Consider the following 14,089-nt stretch of genomic DNA (forward strand, 5'->3'; position numbering starts at 1 on the left):
GGTCCTGCGGTCAGCTGTCAAAATCGTATTCGTCGTCCGTGGTCAGGTCGCGCACCGCCACCGCGGTGTCATGCGCCTTGGCCAGAGACCAGCGAATGCGCGTCGCATACTCCATTGCCCGGTGAGTTAAAACGATCTGTTTCGTCGCGCGCGGCTGCAAACGCCCCATTTCGAGGTAAACCGAGGGCTCGAGCGTCATTTCCAGCCCGCCTTCGTGGCGAAACACCCAGACTTCGCCGGAGCGCAGCGCCAGCGACACCGCCATGCCGCCCATGTCGACCTCTGCATCGACATCCGGGTGCAGGTGAAAGCGCACGTGATAGGGAATGCCGGCGGCGCCCGCCGCGTGGCGCACCCGGTCGAATCGCTTGCGATCCGCGGCCTTGAGCGCCAGCAGCATGTCCTCGCCCACCAGCCCGCGACCGTCGAAGGTCAGCTCCAGAATGCGCGCATGGGTCAGCCCGTGGGTGTTCACATAGCCATCATGGCCCGCCTCGAGCTTGAGCCCGTCAGAGGCATGGCCGATCTCGACCGGCACCTCTTCGGGCGCATCCTCGAGCATCTCGCGTCTTGCACCGGCCACCCGGCCCTCGCGGCCCAGCCGGGCGCTGGAATAACCTTCGAGCGCCAGCGTCGAATGCGACGGCGTGGCGCGCCCGGCGCGGCGCCAGTCCTCGCCGAAATAAGCCCCCGACCCGCAGGAGACGATCAACGGCCGCCGCCCCGAGGTCAGCTCGAAGGCCAGGGTCGAAGCATGGGCATTGAACGAGGCCGGTCCTTCGGGCGGCGGGCTGGCGTCGACGATCACCGAGGTGCGCCCGGCCGAGAGCCGCGCAAAGCCCATCGCCAGCCCCTGCGCCCCCTTGCGCACGCCAGAGGCCGACAGCGCCTGGTCGAGCCGCCCGTCAAGGCCCCGTCCGCCGCCGTGAAACCGCGCCAGCCCGCCGTCGCTGTGGCGCAGGGCCCTGAGCGTGGGTGCGATCCGGGTGATGGCGTCGCGGTGGCCCGGTTCGACGCTGTGGCCGGTCTCCTCCAGCGCCGCCGCGGCCCAGGTCAGCAGGGTGAAGACCTCGAGCAGTTCCTCGGGATTGCGGGTCGGAATGCCGCCCTGTTCGTCGATCTGGCTGGCGCATTCCCGCGCCAGCGCCGCCCGCGCCATGCCGAGGTATTGCTCCATGCCGCTCAGCGACAGCCCGGCATATAGCAGCCCGGTCAGCGCCTCGAACCGCGGCAGGCCGGGGGCGGCCTTGTGCCAGCGCCGGCCGAGAAACCGGGTCTGGTGCGCCAGCGACTGGAAATAGCGCGCCGATTGCCCCGGCTCGAGCGCCCTGAGCAGAAAGATCGCGTGGTGGGTCCAGCGGATCAGCCGCCGCCCGGTCAGGTCCGGCGTCCAGCCCGGCCCCTGGCCCCGCCCGTAGTGATCGATCCAGCCCCAGAGCCAGCGCTGCGCCACGCTGCGCGCCCGCAGGTCGCCCACGGCGGCCAGATCGTCAAGCCAGCCAAACCCGTGGATCTGTTCGAGAAAGGCCTGGTCCGGCGGATCGAGGTCCCAGAGCATGGCATCGCGGGATTCGATCAGGTGACCGGCAAACATCAGGTTGCCGGCGATCAGCTGCCGTCCGCGGTTGAAACTGCCGATGGTGCGGAGCTCTGGCTGCGACACGAACGCCGTGGCCGCCCGCGCCCGCGCGGCCAGCCGCGCATGAACGCGGTGCATCAGGCGCGTGTGACGCGCTGACCAGCTGTCGTTCTCGGTCATCTGCACTGCCTCTGTCCGCACTTCACATGCGTTATAGGAGGCCGATCATAGCCTTGCCAACGTGCAAAGTCACCTCGCAATCAAAGCGGGGGGCCCCGACCGGCCCCCCGACTGCCCCCCTGCCCCGGGTCGCTCACCGCGCCAGGGCCATCCAGAGCGCCACCGAGGCCAGCATCAGTGCCAGCCCGCGGTTTGCCATCTGCGCCGCCGCGCCCTGCCGCAGCCGTGCGCCGATCCGCGCCCCGGCCAGCGACCACAGGGTAAAGGCCAGCAGGTTGTTGAGGGTAAAGACCGAGGCGATCCAGACCACCACCCAGGCACCGGTCTCAGGCGCAGTGAACTGGGTGAACATCAGCACGATGATCAGATAGGCCTTGGGGTTGAGCAGCAGGAGCAGCGCGCCGCTGCCGAACCCGGCCCGTTGCGCCCGGGCCTCCTCTGCCGCCCCGGCGTGCCAGAGCCCCCAGGCCAGCCAGAGCACATAACCCGCGCCGACCCAGGCCATCACCGACAGCGCCAGAGGCGCCCGCGCGCCGATCTCGGCAAAGCCGAGGCCGATGGCCAGCGTCACCGCCCAGGTTGCGGCGTGGTAGCCGACATTGGCCGGCAGGGTCGCGCGCAGCCCGAAGCGTGCGCCATAGGCGGCAAAGAACAGGTTGCCGGGCCCCGGTGAATAGGCCAGCGGCAGCAGGAACAGGATCAGCGCCAGGGTCAGGTCGGTCATCGGGCGGCTCCGGTCAGGGGCCTCAGTGTTCGCCGGTTGCGTCGCTTAAGCCGACCCGATTGTTGCGCTTTCAGCGGGTGAGGCAGGCCATGTAGAAGCCGTCCATGCCGCCGCGCGCGGCCCAGTAATCCGGCCGCAGCCGCAGCCCCCCCTCGGCGCTGCGCCACTCCGGCGCGACGCCCGGCAGATCAAAGGCCTCTGGCAGCACCCGCAGCCCGTCATGCCGCACCAGCGCCTCGTCAACCTGGCATTCGCCCTCGTCGGGCAGCAGCGAACAGGTGCAATAGATCAGCCGCCCGCCGGGCTTCAGCAGCGCCAGCGCCCGGTCGATCATCGCCGCCTGCAACTCGATCAGCCCGCCGATCGCCTCGCCGCGCTGCACCAGCGGCAGATCGGGGTGCCGGCGAATGGTGCCCGTGGCCGAACAGGGCGCATCGAGCACGATGGCATCAAACGGCCCGCCGTCGTACTCCAGCGCATCCGCCGCCACGACCTCGGCCTCCAGCCCGGTACGTGTCAGGTTCTCGTGCACCCGCGCCAGCCGCCCTTCGGAGATGTCGAGCGCCGTGACCTGCGCGCCGCCAGCCGCCAGCTGCAGAGTCTTGCCGCCCGGCGCCGCACACATGTCCAGCACCGCGCGCCCCAAAACATCCCCCAGCCCGCGCACCGGCATGGCGGCGGCCGCATCCTGCACCCACCAGTCGCCACTGTCGAACCCCGGCAGTGCCGAGACCTGCCCCGGCGCGGTCAGCCGCACCGACCCGCTGGGCAGCGCCTCGCCCCCCAGCCGCTCCGCCCAGCTTGCGGCATCCTGCTTTACCGTCAGATCGAGCGGCGCACCGGCGAAATGCACCGCCTCCATCGCCGCCACCGCGTCACCGCCCCAGGCCTCGGCCAGCGGCTGGCGCAACCATTTCGGCAGATGCGGCACCCGCAGCTCGGCCCATTTCGCCGCGCCCTCAACAGCCACCTTGCGCAGCACCGCATTGACCATGCCGCCATAGGCCCCGGTCCGCTTGCCGCGCCGCACGTAATCGACGGCGTCATTCACCACCCCATGGGCGTCGCCACCCTGGCAGAGCTCGACCGTGGCCAGCCGCAGCACGTTGCGCACCGCCAGCGGCGGCATCTTGCGCAGATAGGGCTTCAACACCCTGTCGGCCTTTTCCAGCCCGCGCAGGGTTTCCAGCGCCAGCCGCTGCGCCCTTGCGCGCTCGGCGGGATCAAGCTTGAGATGCTGCGCACTGCCGGTCAGCTCGGACAAGAGCCGCCCTTCGGCCAGAACCTGCCCAAGAAGCCAGAGCGCCCCCATGCGTGCCGTTGCTGCCATCCCGCGACCTCCAGACCGCTTGTACCCGTCAGGCTCCGGCGTATATCTGGAGGGAGGAAAAGAGGAAAGCCCGATGGACCAGACCGAAGCCCAACGCCGCGCCGCCCTGCCAGAGGCCGCCCGCCGCGCCCTCGAAGAGGCCGACGCCCGCCGCATCGAAGAGGCCAAAAAAGCGCCACTGCCCACCGAGCTTGGCGGCCGCGACGGCCCCGAACCCGTCCGCTACGGCGACTGGGAAAAGAAGGGCCTCGCCATCGATTTCTGACCCCGCTCCGAGAGTCAGACCACCCCTGATCCTTCTTCTGTTTGAAAATACCCTCGGGGGTTTGGGGGCAGAGCCCCCAATTCAAGCTGCGGGTTTGGGGGCAGAGCCCCCAATTCAAGGTGCGGGTTTGGGGGCAGAGCCCCCGATCCACAGAAGAGCATAAGCGCAACGCCTGAAGGATAAGCCGGGGGTTTGGGGGCCCCGCCCCCAACGCCTCCGTGGCGTGAACGGAAACCGACCTGCGCGCGTCAGCGCCCCGCCAAAGCCCTACTCGCGCAGCCCAAGCACATCGATCATGTCGTATTCGCCGGGCGCCTTGTCCTGCCCCCAGAGCGCCGCCTTCAGGGCACCGCGGGCAAAGACCCGGCGGTCGGTGGCGACATGGCGCAGGGTGATGCGCTCGCCTTCGGCGGCGAACATCACGTCGTGCTCGCCGACGATGTCGCCGCCGCGAATCACCGCGAAACCGATGTCGCCGCGATTGCGCGCGCCGGTGATGCCGTCGCGGCCGCGATCGGCCACCTCGCCCAGCTTGACGCCACGTCCTTTCGCCGCCGCCTCGCCCAGCATCAGCGCGGTGCCGGAGGGCGCGTCGACCTTGCGGTTGTGATGCGCCTCGATCACCTCGATGTCGTAATCTTCGTCCAGCGCCCTTGCCACTTTCTCCGCCAGCAGCGTCAGCAGGTTCACCCCGAGGCTCATATTGCCGGCCCGCACGATCACCGCGTGGCGGGCAGCGGCCTGGATCTTGGCCAGGTGTTCCTCTTCCATGCCGGTGGTGCCGATCACATGGACCAGCCGCGCCTGGGCGGCCAAATGGGCAAATTCCACCGTGGCGGCAGGCGCCGTGAAGTCGATCACCGCCTGCGCCCCTGCAAAGGCCTCGAGCGCATCGTCGGTCACCTGAACGCCCAGCGCCGCGCCTCCCATGGCCTCACCCACGTCGCGGCCGACCCAGTCGTGGCCCTTGCGTTCGACCGCGCCCGCCAGCCGCATCCGGTCGTGTTCCGCCACGCTGCGGATCAGCATCTGGCCCATCCGGCCCGATGCGCCGGTGATCACAATGCCGGGAAGGGGTGCGCTCATGTCTCTGTCTCCTGCGGTTTGGCTTCACATACCGCCTGCCGCCCGTCTTGGCAAAGCCCGCGCGAAGGCGTATCTGCGAAGGATGGCAAAGAACAACATACCAGACGGTCAGGGCGCCTCGCAGCGCCAGCTTCGGGTCGGCGAACTGATCCGGCGCACCCTCTCCGAGCTTCTGATGCGCGGCGAAGTGCATGACCCCGATCTCAACCGCGTCTCGATCACCGTGGGCGAGGTGCGCATGTCCCCCGACCTGCGCATCGCCACGGCCTATGTCTGCCCGCTGGGTGGCCAGGGCGGCGAGGATGTGGTGGCGCTGCTCGCCCGCAACAAGGGCGAGATCCGCCGGCTGGTCAACAAGCAGCTGACCATCAAGTTTTCGCCCGACCTGCGGTTCCGGCTGGATGACACCTTCGACCGGCTCGAAGACACCCGCCGGATGTTTGCCCAGGACAGTGTCCGGCGCGATCTGGACGAATGATGCTGCGTGGCGGACTGACAGCCCTGCTGCTCTGGCTGGCGGCGCCTGCCATGGCGGTGACCTGCTCGGACGAGCGGCACGAAGGCAACCGGTTCACCGTCTGCAAGGTGAAGCCCGGCGAGGAGGAGTTGCGGCTCTACCGCGCCGACGAGGCCGGTGCGCCCTATGGCACCTTCGCCAATCTCGAACGCGCGGTGCAGGCCGAGGGCAAGCAGCTGCGCTTTGCCACCAATGGCGGCATGTACCATGACGACCGCGCGCCGGTCGGCCATTACATCGAGAACGGCGAAGAGCAGATGCGGGTGATCGCCAACGAGGGCCCCGGCAACTTCGGCCTGCTGCCCAATGGCGTGCTCTGCCTGCGCGAAGGCCGGGCGGACGTGATCGAGACCCGCAAGTACCTCGACGAGACGCCGGAATGCCGATACGCCACGCAATCCGGCCCGATGCTGGTGATCGACGGCGCGCTGCACCCGGATTTTCTGCCCGACGGCACCTCGCGCTACATCCGCAACGGCGTCGGCACCTCCGAGACCGGCGACACCGCCTATTTCGTGATCTCCAACAATACCGTGACCTTCTGGGAATTCGCCAGCTTCTTCCGCGACGTGCTGGGCACGCCGCAGGCGCTGTTTCTCGACGGCAATGTCTCGCGGCTGCATGCGCCAGACATCGGGCGCAGCGATCTGGGCTTTCCCATGGGGCCGATCATTGCCGTCGTCGAACCTGACGCCTGAGGCCTAGCGCCGCGCGGTCACCACGTGACCACGGATCGGCGCCACCACCTCTCCCTCGCCATACCGCCGGGCGACCAGCGCCTCGGCCCGTGCCGTCGCCTCTTCCAGCCGCGCCGGACCCCGCGCCTCGATCTCGGAGCGGAGCGGCGTGCCCTGACAATAGGCCAGCGCCACGTCACGGGCGCTGGGGGCGCGGCTCTCGCCCTCGATGGTCTCGATCTCCACGTCTTCGAAACCCGCCCGTCTCAGGTCGGCCCGGATTTCGTCCGGGTCGTGATAGCCATGCGGCACCCTGGCCATGAAGCGCGGCGGATCCTCGGCAAAGACCTCGGCCAGCGCTTCGGTCACGCAGGCGGCAAAGCCGTTGCGCGCGATCTCGTCCCAGGTGCTGAAGATATACTGCCCGCCCGGCCGCAGCACCCGCCGGGCCTCGGCATGGCCTATTGCCCTGTCGGGAAAGAACATCACCCCGAACTGACAGCAGACCACGTCAAAGCTGGCATCGCCGAAAGGCAGGTGCAGCGCATCCGCCGGCTGCCAGTGCAGACCGGTGCTCTCGGGCTGTCGCGCCGCCGCGCGGGCCAGCATCGGCGGGTTGAGGTCGGAGACCACGTAGCGCGTGCCGGGCTTGAGCAGCGGCGCCAGCATCCGCGCCACCACGCCGCTGCCAGCGGCCGTCTCCAGCACGTCATTCGGGGCCAGCGCCGCCACGCGGCGCGCCATGTCCCTTGCATGCGCCTCGAAGATCAGCGGCACGAGACAGGCGTCATAGACATCCGGGATCGAACCGGCAAAGACCTTGTCGCTCTCCGCCATCGGAGTCTCCCCCCTCCTGTCAGGCAGGTCTCCAGTCTACCACAGATCAGCCGCGACCCGCCGTTTTTCTCGGCCCCTATTGACGGCTGCGCCGGCGTTTCCTATCCCCCGCGCTTCAATCACATCGCGGGGACATCATGGGACGCAAACGCAAGGGGCGCGACATTTCGGGCTGGCTGGTGGTGGACAAGCCCGCCGGGCCGACCAGCACCGCCGTCGTCAACAAGGTGCGCTGGGCGTTCCAGGCGAAAAAGGCCGGCCATGCCGGCACGCTCGACCCCGAGGCGACCGGCCTCTTGGCCGTGGCGCTGGGCGAGGCGACCAAGACGGTGCCATACGTGACCGATGCGATGAAGGCCTATGAGTTCACCGTGCGCTGGGGCGCGGCCACCAACACCGACGACGCCGAGGGCGAGGTGATCGAGACCTCCGACCTGCGCCCCAGTGACGACGAGATCAAGGCCGCGCTCGGCCAGTTCGTCGGCGACATCCAGCAGGTGCCGCCGCAGTTCTCGGCGGTCAAGATCGACGGCGAACGTGCCTACAAGCTGGCCCGCGACGGCGAGGATGTCGAGATCGCCGCGCGGCCCCTCTGGGTCGAGGAACTGCTGCTGGTCGACCGGCCCGATGCCGATACCGCGGTTCTGGAAATGACCTGCGGCAAGGGCGGTTACGTCCGCTCGATCGCCCGCGATCTCGGTCGGGCTCTGGGCTGTCTCGGTCATGTGGTCACCCTGCGGCGGGTCTGGTCGGGGCCCTTCGACCTCGACAACGCGGTGACGCTGGCGCGGGTTGAGGAACTGGCGCAGACGCCAGAGCTCGACGCGCTGCTGCTGCCGCTCGAGACCGGTCTGGGCGAGCTGCCAGAGCTGCACTGCGGTGTCGAGGCGGCGACCCGTCTGCGCAACGGCAACCCGGCCGAGGTGACCGGCGGCGGCGATGTCGACTTTGGTGAGACCGCCTGGGTCAGCCACCAGGGCACGCCGGTGGCGGTCGGTGAATATCGCGGCGGCAAGCTGCAACCCTCGCGCGTCTTCGTTCTCGACCAGGGCTGATGCTCGTCACCCGGACACATGACACGCCCGAGTGCCGCTCGGAGGCGATCTACAGCGATTGCGGGCTCTACCGCTATCGCCTGACCCGGGTCTGGGATGAGTCGGCGGGGCGGCTGGCCTTTGTCATGCTCAACCCCTCGACCGCCAGCGAAAAGGTCAACGATCCGACCATCGCGCGCTGCGAGAAACGTGCGCGGCTGCTGGGCTATGGCGCGCTCGACGTGGTCAATCTCTTTGCCTTTCGCGCCACAGCGCCCGAGGATCTGCGCGCCGCCGAGGCGCCCATAGGGCCCGAGAACGACACCTTTCTGAGCCGCGCCTGCGACGAGGCCGACATGGTGCTGGCGGCCTGGGGCGTGCACGGCGCCCACCGCGCCCGCGACACCGAGGCGCTGGCGCTGCTGGCGCGGGCGCAGGCAAAACTCTTTACCCTCGGGCTCACCCGGCACGGGCTGCCACGGCATCCGCTTTATGTCTCCTACGCCCAGAAACCACGGCATTTTGTGGTTAATGGCAGGTAAACACCTGTTTCCGTTAACCATTTACCTCGAATTGGTTTGCCCGAACTGCCCTGTCGCGGGATACTGACCCCGGGAAAGAGGGTGAGTTACCATGTTGCTGATCGCAGGCCTGCTGGGCATGGCGGCCATGGGTTCGGTCATGATGATCGGATCAGGTGGCGAAGATGACGATGACGCGGCCGGTCCCGCACGGGCGGCCGAGCTGACCGAGGACGAGCTCGGAACAACCGGCATGATCGAGCCGGCGGAAGAGCCGGAGGTCGGTGACGCGGATGAGTCGGAACTCGTCGGCAGCGACGACAATGACACCCTCGCCGGGGGCAATGGGCCTTCGGTGATTTCCGGCGGTGCCGGAAGCGATGCGATCGACGGCCAGGGCGGCGACGATCTGCTGATGGGCGAGGCCGGTGAAGACTGGATCTGGGGCGGCGACGGGGATGACACGCTGTCCGGCGGCGAGGATGACGACACACTGCATGGCGAGGCGGGCAATGACAGCCTGTCCGGCGATGCCGGCAATGACGAGCTTTTTGGCCATGTCGGCGGAGACCTGCTGCAAGGCGGCGCGGGTGACGACCTGCTGACCGACGGCATGGGCGAGGACACGCTCTACGGCGGCGCCGGCGATGACGGGCTGCTGGGCGGGCATGACGACGACAGTCTGTCGGGCGGGCTGGGCGGCGATTCGCTCTTCGGCGGCCAGGGCAATGACCTGCTCGACGGTCACGGCGGCCACGGGGACGGGGTCGATTACCTCAACGGCAACGCCGGCGATGACACCATCCTGGCCGATGGCGGCGATATCGTCACCGGTGGCGAAGGCGCGGATGACATCGTTCTGGGCGACACCAGCGGCGGGCCGGTCACGGTGATCGACTTTTCCCCCGGCGAGGATCAGATCCTGGTAATTGCCGAGGATCCGGGCTTTGGCGTCGATGTCGAACTGCTGCCGGACGCCGAGGACCCCGACCTGCTGCACATGACCGTCGATGGCGAGGAAGTGGCCCTGCTGCGCGGCGCCGAGGGCATGACCATGGCCGATATCCTGCTGGTGACCGAGGCCGAGGCGGCCTCCTGGCAGGTGCTTCCCCCTGCCGCATAGGCCGCCCGACGCGGCCTCTTTCCAAAACGACGAAATTGCCCTATAGGGCGCTCTTGGCCCGGCCTTTCGGTCGCGCTGCCATCTCCACGGGCCCTGCTGGACGACATCCCGGCTTGCGCCATAACCCTCAGATTTCCGAAAGGAGACCCCGATGTCGATTACTGTGGAAGAAAAAAGCCGTGTGATGAAGGAATTCGCCACGAAAGAAGGCGACACCGGTTCGCCCGAAGTTCAGGTGGCCATCCTCACCTCGCGCATCCGCACGCTGACCGAGCACTTCAAGACCCACAAGAAGGACAACCACTCCCGTCGTGGTCTCCTGAAGCTCGTCGCACAGCGCCGGAAACTGCTCGACTACCTCAAAGGCAAGGAAGAAGCGCGGTATCAGGACCTGATCAAGCGCCTCGAGATTCGCCGCTAAGGTTTCAGGCTCCGCAAGGACCCGAAGCGCCCGCCAGTGCAAACCGGCGGGCGTTTTTCGTTTACCGACCCGGTCTGTCAGCCGCTCAGGCCACGGCAACCCGCCCCGCCACGGCCTCTTGCAGCACGCCCTGTGACAGCGGCCGGTCAAAGATCACGCCGCAGTAGTGGCTGTTGGCCCAGACCACCCGCCCGGCGGTCTCGAACCCAGCGGCCTTGATGTCGACCTGCTCGGAATTGCCCTCGAGCCCGATCTGCAGCTTGGCACCGGCGGCGCTGATGTCGACGATGCGGCTGTCGCGGGTGGCGCCCTTCTGGGTGACCTGACAGGGGATGTCGCAGACAAAGCGCTGGTCGTTGCGCTTGCGGAACCGGGTCCAGCGCTCGGCGAGCAAGAGCCCGGCCAGCACCCCGACGCCCAGCAGAAGCGCCAGCATCACCGACCAGTCAATGCTCAGCCGCATGCCGTTGCCGCCGCTGGCGCCGGCGGTCTTGCTGCCATCGAGCGCTGCGGCGCGGGCCTGCTGCGCGTTGCGAGAGGCACAGTCGATGCGGGTGACCGCCGCCAGCAGTTGCGCGGTGCTGGCGGTCAAGGCCCGCACCTGTTCCGCCCGCGTACTGCCCCGCGTCGTGCCGCCCAAGAGCGCCCGGGCCGTTGCCACATGCTGGCCGACCAGCGTTTCGTAATCCTCGTAACCGTCCTGCACCATGGCGCGGCGCAATCCCGGCCCCTCGATCGCCTTGAGCGTTGTGGCAAAGCTGGTCTGGTGGCGCGACCTGCCCCCCGCCGCGAAATCGGCGACCACGGTCTCGGTCTGATAGGCCATGCGCAGCAGCCATTCCTCGAAGCGGCAACTGTCCTCGGCGGCCTGAACCGCGGTGGAGGAGGCCAGCAAAGCGCCGGCGGCGAGTGTGATCTTGAAATCGGACATGCGCCCTGTCAGCCCCGTATCGCCCCTGTGAACCCTGTCGCCGGATGGCACGCCGGCGACCGGCGGCCAATCCTTGCCGGGCCGCCCGCCCCCCTTTGCGGTGAGGTCCTCCAAGTCCTAGCACCGTGGCTTTACGAAAGGCTTAAGCCCGACAGGCAAGCGGCGGCCGGGAACGGGGCGTTATCCACATGCCGTCTTCCAATGTGACCAGAAACCCTGTATGTCCCCGGCCATCTGAGACGTGACGCAGGGACCCCGGCGCATGGAATGATGACAGGGGTCGGCGGCAATGGGGCCGCCATTCAAACGGGGACCCGGGATACGCCCGGGAGTGCCCCATACAGGATACGATGATGTTCAACATTTCGAAGAAAAGCATGCAGTGGGGCGAAGAGACGCTCACACTGGAAACCGGCAAGGTCGCCCGTCAGGCCGACGGCTCGGTCATCGCCACGCTGGGCGAGACCTCGGTCATGGCCAACGTGACCTTCGCCAAGGAGCCGAAGCCGGGTCAGGATTTCTTCCCCCTGACCGTGCATTACCAGGAAAAATACTACGCTGCCGGCAAGGTCCCCGGCGGCTTTTTCAAGCGCGAGGCGCGTCCGACCGAAAAAGAGACGCTGACCGCACGCCTGATCGACCGCCCGATCCGCCCGCTGTTCGTCGACGGCTTCAAGCATGAAGTGCTGGTGATGTGCACCGTGCTCAGCCACGATCTGGTCAACGACCCCGACATCGTCGCTATGATCGCCGCCTCGGCCGCGCTGACGATTTCCGGCGCGCCCTTCATGGGCCCGATCGCCGGCTGCCGCGTGGGTTACGTGGATGGCGAATACATCCTCAACCCCGAGGTCGAGGACATGCATGACCTGCGCCTCAACCCCGAACAGCGTCTCGACCTTGTCGTCGCCGGCACCAAGGACGCCGTGATGATGGTCGAATCGGAAGCCTACGAGCTGACCGAAGAGGAAATGCTCGGCGCGGTGACCTTTGCGCACGAGCAGATCCAGCCGGTGATCGACCTGATCGTGTCGCTGGCCGAAGAAGCGGCGAAAGAGCCCTTCGATTTCCAGCCGCCGGATTACTCCGAGCTCTACAACGCGGTCAAAGCCGCCGGTGAAGAGCAGATGCGCGCAGCCTTTGCCATCACCGACAAGCAGGAGCGCACCGCAGCGGTTTCCGCCGCCCGCACCGCGATCAAGGAAAAGCTGACCGAAGAGCAGCTCGAGGATTCCAACCTCGGCGCGGCGATGAAGAAGCTCGAAGCCTCGATCCTGCGTGGCGACGTGGTCAAGGGTGGCAAGCGCATCGACGGCCGTGACACCACCACCGTCCGCCCGATCGAATGCGAAACAGGCCTGCTGCCGCGGACCCACGGGTCGGCGCTGTTCACCCGTGGCGAGACCCAGGGTCTCGTGGTGACGACGCTCGGCACCGGCGATGACGAACAGTTCATCGACGCGCTGCACGGCAACTTCAAATCGAACTTCCTGCTGCACTACAACTTCCCGCCGTACTCGGTTGGCGAAGCCGGTCGCGTGGGCCCTCCGGGCCGTCGTGAGATCGGTCACGGCAAACTGGCATGGCGCGCGTTGCAGGCGGTTCTGCCGGCGCCGACCGACTTCCCCTACACCATTCGCGTGGTGTCCGAGATCACCGAATCGAACGGCTCCTCCTCGATGGCATCCGTCTGCGGCGGCTCGCTGTCGATGATGGACGCGGGCGTTCCGCTGAAATCGGCGGTTGCCGGTGTGGCCATGGGCCTGATCTTGGAAGATGACGGCGATTATGCCATCCTGACCGACATCCTCGGCGACGAGGATCACCTCGGCGACATGGACTTCAAGGTGGCGGGTACCGAGAACGGCATCACCTCGCTGCAGATGGACATCAAGGTTGCCGGCATCACGCCGGAAATCATGAAGAACGCCCTGGCCCAGGCCAAGGACGGTCGTCTGCACATCCTGGGTGAGATGAACAAGGCGCTGACCGGCGCTGCGGAATTCTCGATCCACGCGCCGCGCATCGAGACCATGCAGATCCCGACCGACAAGATCCGGGAAGTGATCGGCTCCGGCGGCAAGGTGATCCGCGAGATCGTCGAGCAGTCGGGTGCCAAGGTCGACATCAACGACGACGGCATCATCAAGATCGCCTCGCCGGACGGTGAAGCCATCCAGCGCGCATATGACATGATCCATTCGATCGTGGCCGAGCCCGAGGAAGGCAAGATCTACAAGGGCAAGGTCGTGAAGATCGTCGACTTCGGCGCCTTCGTGAACTTCTTCGGCAAGCGTGACGGTCTGGTGCACGTGTCCCAGATCGAGAACCGCCGCCTGAACCATCCGTCGGATGTGCTGAAGGAAGGCCAGGAAGTCTGGGTCAAGCTGCTGGGCTTCGACGATCGCGGCAAGGTGCGCCTGTCGATGAAGGTCGTCGATCAGGAGACCGGCGAGCCGGCGAAGAAAGAGGAAGACGCGGAGTAATCCGACTGTCTTTTGGACAAGGAAAGCCCCGGCGGAGACGCCGGGGCTTTTTGCTTTTGTGGTGTGTAGGGTTTCGCGCGCCGCAGTCCCGGACTTGATCCGGGACCTCATGGGCTGGGGGCGGGGACGAGGTCCCGGATCAAGTCCGGGACGCGATGGGCCTTGGAGACTCGTGTCGCCACTAAGCCGAAACGGAGGAGCAACTTCCCCGGCGCGGAATCAAGGCCGCAGGCCGCCGCGCCATCGCCGACCCGCCCCCCGGGGCGGCGATTGGTTTAGGTAGGCGCATCGCTCGGAGGTCTTCCGGATTTGGCTGGGATAAAGCGCTGCCGAACGAAGGTCGCATCGCCACCCCGCAGGTCGGCGATGGCGCGGCTC

Annotated in this window: 14 protein-coding genes; 8 read left to right on the forward strand and 6 right to left on the reverse strand. The window is 67.4% G+C overall.

Annotated features, from left to right (window positions below; translation table 11 throughout):
• Positions 1 to 10: 10 nt before the first annotated feature.
• The 3 genes from ACN0SE_RS15245 to ACN0SE_RS15255 form a co-directional block, all read right to left on the reverse strand.
• The gene (locus ACN0SE_RS15245; RefSeq protein WP_417525389.1) at positions 11 to 1,759 is read right to left on the reverse strand and encodes a heparinase II/III family protein; all 1,749 of its coding nucleotides are present in this window, start codon (positions 1,757 to 1,759) and stop codon (positions 11 to 13) included.
• A 133-nt stretch (positions 1,760 to 1,892) separates the two neighbouring features.
• Positions 1,893 to 2,483 carry a LysE family translocator gene (locus tag ACN0SE_RS15250; RefSeq protein ID WP_417525390.1) on the reverse strand — a complete coding sequence of 197 codons (591 nt, stop codon included), beginning with the start codon at positions 2,481 to 2,483 and terminating at the stop codon, positions 1,893 to 1,895.
• A gap of 70 nt (positions 2,484 to 2,553) precedes the next feature.
• Positions 2,554 to 3,813, reverse strand: coding sequence for an RsmB/NOP family class I SAM-dependent RNA methyltransferase (locus ACN0SE_RS15255; RefSeq protein WP_417525391.1), 1,260 nt, complete (start codon positions 3,811 to 3,813; stop codon positions 2,554 to 2,556).
• Between the two features lie 73 nt (positions 3,814 to 3,886).
• Between ACN0SE_RS15255 and ACN0SE_RS15260 the strand changes: the two genes are divergently transcribed.
• Positions 3,887 to 4,078: a DUF1674 domain-containing protein gene (locus ACN0SE_RS15260; protein ID WP_417525392.1), complete on the forward strand. Its 192-nt coding sequence runs from the start codon at positions 3,887 to 3,889 to the stop codon at positions 4,076 to 4,078.
• 267 nt (positions 4,079 to 4,345) lie between these two features.
• Here ACN0SE_RS15260 and dapB read toward each other — a convergent pair whose 3' ends face one another.
• Positions 4,346 to 5,164 (reverse strand): 4-hydroxy-tetrahydrodipicolinate reductase, encoded by an 819-nt coding sequence (dapB, locus tag ACN0SE_RS15265; protein WP_417525393.1) that lies wholly within the window; start codon positions 5,162 to 5,164, stop codon positions 4,346 to 4,348.
• Between the two features lie 82 nt (positions 5,165 to 5,246).
• Here dapB and rbfA point away from each other — a divergent pair, with 82 nt between their 5' ends.
• Both rbfA and ACN0SE_RS15275 read left to right on the forward strand, forming a co-directional pair.
• The gene (rbfA, locus tag ACN0SE_RS15270) at positions 5,247 to 5,642 is read left to right on the forward strand and encodes a 30S ribosome-binding factor RbfA (protein WP_417525394.1); all 396 of its coding nucleotides are present in this window, start codon (positions 5,247 to 5,249) and stop codon (positions 5,640 to 5,642) included.
• Positions 5,642 to 6,379 (forward strand): phosphodiester glycosidase family protein, encoded by a 738-nt coding sequence (locus ACN0SE_RS15275; RefSeq protein WP_417525395.1) that lies wholly within the window; start codon positions 5,642 to 5,644, stop codon positions 6,377 to 6,379. Before rbfA ends, ACN0SE_RS15275 begins: the two co-directional genes overlap by 1 nt.
• A 3-nt stretch (positions 6,380 to 6,382) precedes the next feature.
• Here ACN0SE_RS15275 and ACN0SE_RS15280 read toward each other — a convergent pair whose 3' ends face one another.
• On the reverse strand, positions 6,383 to 7,195 hold the full coding sequence (locus tag ACN0SE_RS15280; RefSeq protein WP_417525396.1) for a class I SAM-dependent methyltransferase: 813 nt from the start codon (positions 7,193 to 7,195) through the stop codon (positions 6,383 to 6,385).
• Between the two features lie 137 nt (positions 7,196 to 7,332).
• Between ACN0SE_RS15280 and truB the strand changes: the two genes are divergently transcribed.
• The 4 genes from truB (at position 7,333) to rpsO (ending at position 10,294) form a co-directional block, all read left to right on the forward strand.
• Entirely contained in the window at positions 7,333 to 8,250 is a 918-nt protein-coding gene (gene truB, locus ACN0SE_RS15285) for a tRNA pseudouridine(55) synthase TruB (RefSeq protein ID WP_417525397.1), read from the forward strand.
• Positions 8,250 to 8,771 (forward strand): DUF1643 domain-containing protein, encoded by a 522-nt coding sequence (locus tag ACN0SE_RS15290; RefSeq protein ID WP_417525398.1) that lies wholly within the window; start codon positions 8,250 to 8,252, stop codon positions 8,769 to 8,771. The genes truB and ACN0SE_RS15290 overlap by 1 nt, the downstream gene beginning before the upstream one ends.
• A 91-nt stretch (positions 8,772 to 8,862) precedes the next feature.
• A complete protein-coding gene (locus tag ACN0SE_RS15295) occupies positions 8,863 to 9,873 on the forward strand; it encodes a calcium-binding protein (RefSeq protein WP_417525399.1) in 1,011 nt (336 codons plus the stop codon).
• A 151-nt stretch (positions 9,874 to 10,024) separates the two neighbouring features.
• The gene (rpsO, locus tag ACN0SE_RS15300; protein WP_417525400.1) at positions 10,025 to 10,294 is read left to right on the forward strand and encodes a 30S ribosomal protein S15; all 270 of its coding nucleotides are present in this window, start codon (positions 10,025 to 10,027) and stop codon (positions 10,292 to 10,294) included.
• A gap of 85 nt (positions 10,295 to 10,379) precedes the next feature.
• Here the strand turns inward: rpsO and ACN0SE_RS15305 are convergent, their stop codons facing one another.
• Positions 10,380 to 11,225 (reverse strand): PilZ domain-containing protein, encoded by an 846-nt coding sequence (locus tag ACN0SE_RS15305; protein ID WP_417525401.1) that lies wholly within the window; start codon positions 11,223 to 11,225, stop codon positions 10,380 to 10,382.
• 353 nt (positions 11,226 to 11,578) lie between these two features.
• Between ACN0SE_RS15305 and pnp the strand changes: the two genes are divergently transcribed.
• Entirely contained in the window at positions 11,579 to 13,711 is a 2,133-nt protein-coding gene (gene pnp, locus ACN0SE_RS15310) for a polyribonucleotide nucleotidyltransferase (protein ID WP_417525402.1), read from the forward strand.
• Positions 13,712 to 14,089 lie beyond the last annotated feature (378 nt).

Source organism: Marinovum sp., from assembly GCF_048263515.1.
Lineage (GTDB): Bacteria > Pseudomonadota > Alphaproteobacteria > Rhodobacterales > Rhodobacteraceae > Marinovum.

Excerpts from the sequence above, each read along its gene's own strand:
- ACN0SE_RS15245 (WP_417525389.1), bottom strand. The coding sequence starts at position 1,759 with ATGACCGAGAACGACAGCTGGTCAGCGCGTCACACGCGCCTGATGCAC.
- ACN0SE_RS15250 (WP_417525390.1), bottom strand. The coding sequence starts at position 2,483 with ATGACCGACCTGACCCTGGCGCTGATCCTGTTCCTGCTGCCGCTGGCC.
- ACN0SE_RS15255 (WP_417525391.1), bottom strand. The coding sequence starts at position 3,813 with ATGGCAGCAACGGCACGCATGGGGGCGCTCTGGCTTCTTGGGCAGGTT.
- ACN0SE_RS15260 (WP_417525392.1), top strand. The coding sequence starts at position 3,887 with ATGGACCAGACCGAAGCCCAACGCCGCGCCGCCCTGCCAGAGGCCGCC.
- dapB (WP_417525393.1), bottom strand. The coding sequence starts at position 5,164 with ATGAGCGCACCCCTTCCCGGCATTGTGATCACCGGCGCATCGGGCCGG.
- rbfA (WP_417525394.1), top strand. The coding sequence starts at position 5,247 with ATGGCAAAGAACAACATACCAGACGGTCAGGGCGCCTCGCAGCGCCAG.
- ACN0SE_RS15275 (WP_417525395.1), top strand. The coding sequence starts at position 5,642 with ATGCTGCGTGGCGGACTGACAGCCCTGCTGCTCTGGCTGGCGGCGCCT.
- ACN0SE_RS15280 (WP_417525396.1), bottom strand. The coding sequence starts at position 7,195 with ATGGCGGAGAGCGACAAGGTCTTTGCCGGTTCGATCCCGGATGTCTAT.
- truB (WP_417525397.1), top strand. The coding sequence starts at position 7,333 with ATGGGACGCAAACGCAAGGGGCGCGACATTTCGGGCTGGCTGGTGGTG.
- ACN0SE_RS15290 (WP_417525398.1), top strand. The coding sequence starts at position 8,250 with ATGCTCGTCACCCGGACACATGACACGCCCGAGTGCCGCTCGGAGGCG.
- ACN0SE_RS15295 (WP_417525399.1), top strand. The coding sequence starts at position 8,863 with ATGTTGCTGATCGCAGGCCTGCTGGGCATGGCGGCCATGGGTTCGGTC.
- rpsO (WP_417525400.1), top strand. The coding sequence starts at position 10,025 with ATGTCGATTACTGTGGAAGAAAAAAGCCGTGTGATGAAGGAATTCGCC.
- ACN0SE_RS15305 (WP_417525401.1), bottom strand. The coding sequence starts at position 11,225 with ATGTCCGATTTCAAGATCACACTCGCCGCCGGCGCTTTGCTGGCCTCC.
- pnp (WP_417525402.1), top strand. The coding sequence starts at position 11,579 with ATGTTCAACATTTCGAAGAAAAGCATGCAGTGGGGCGAAGAGACGCTC.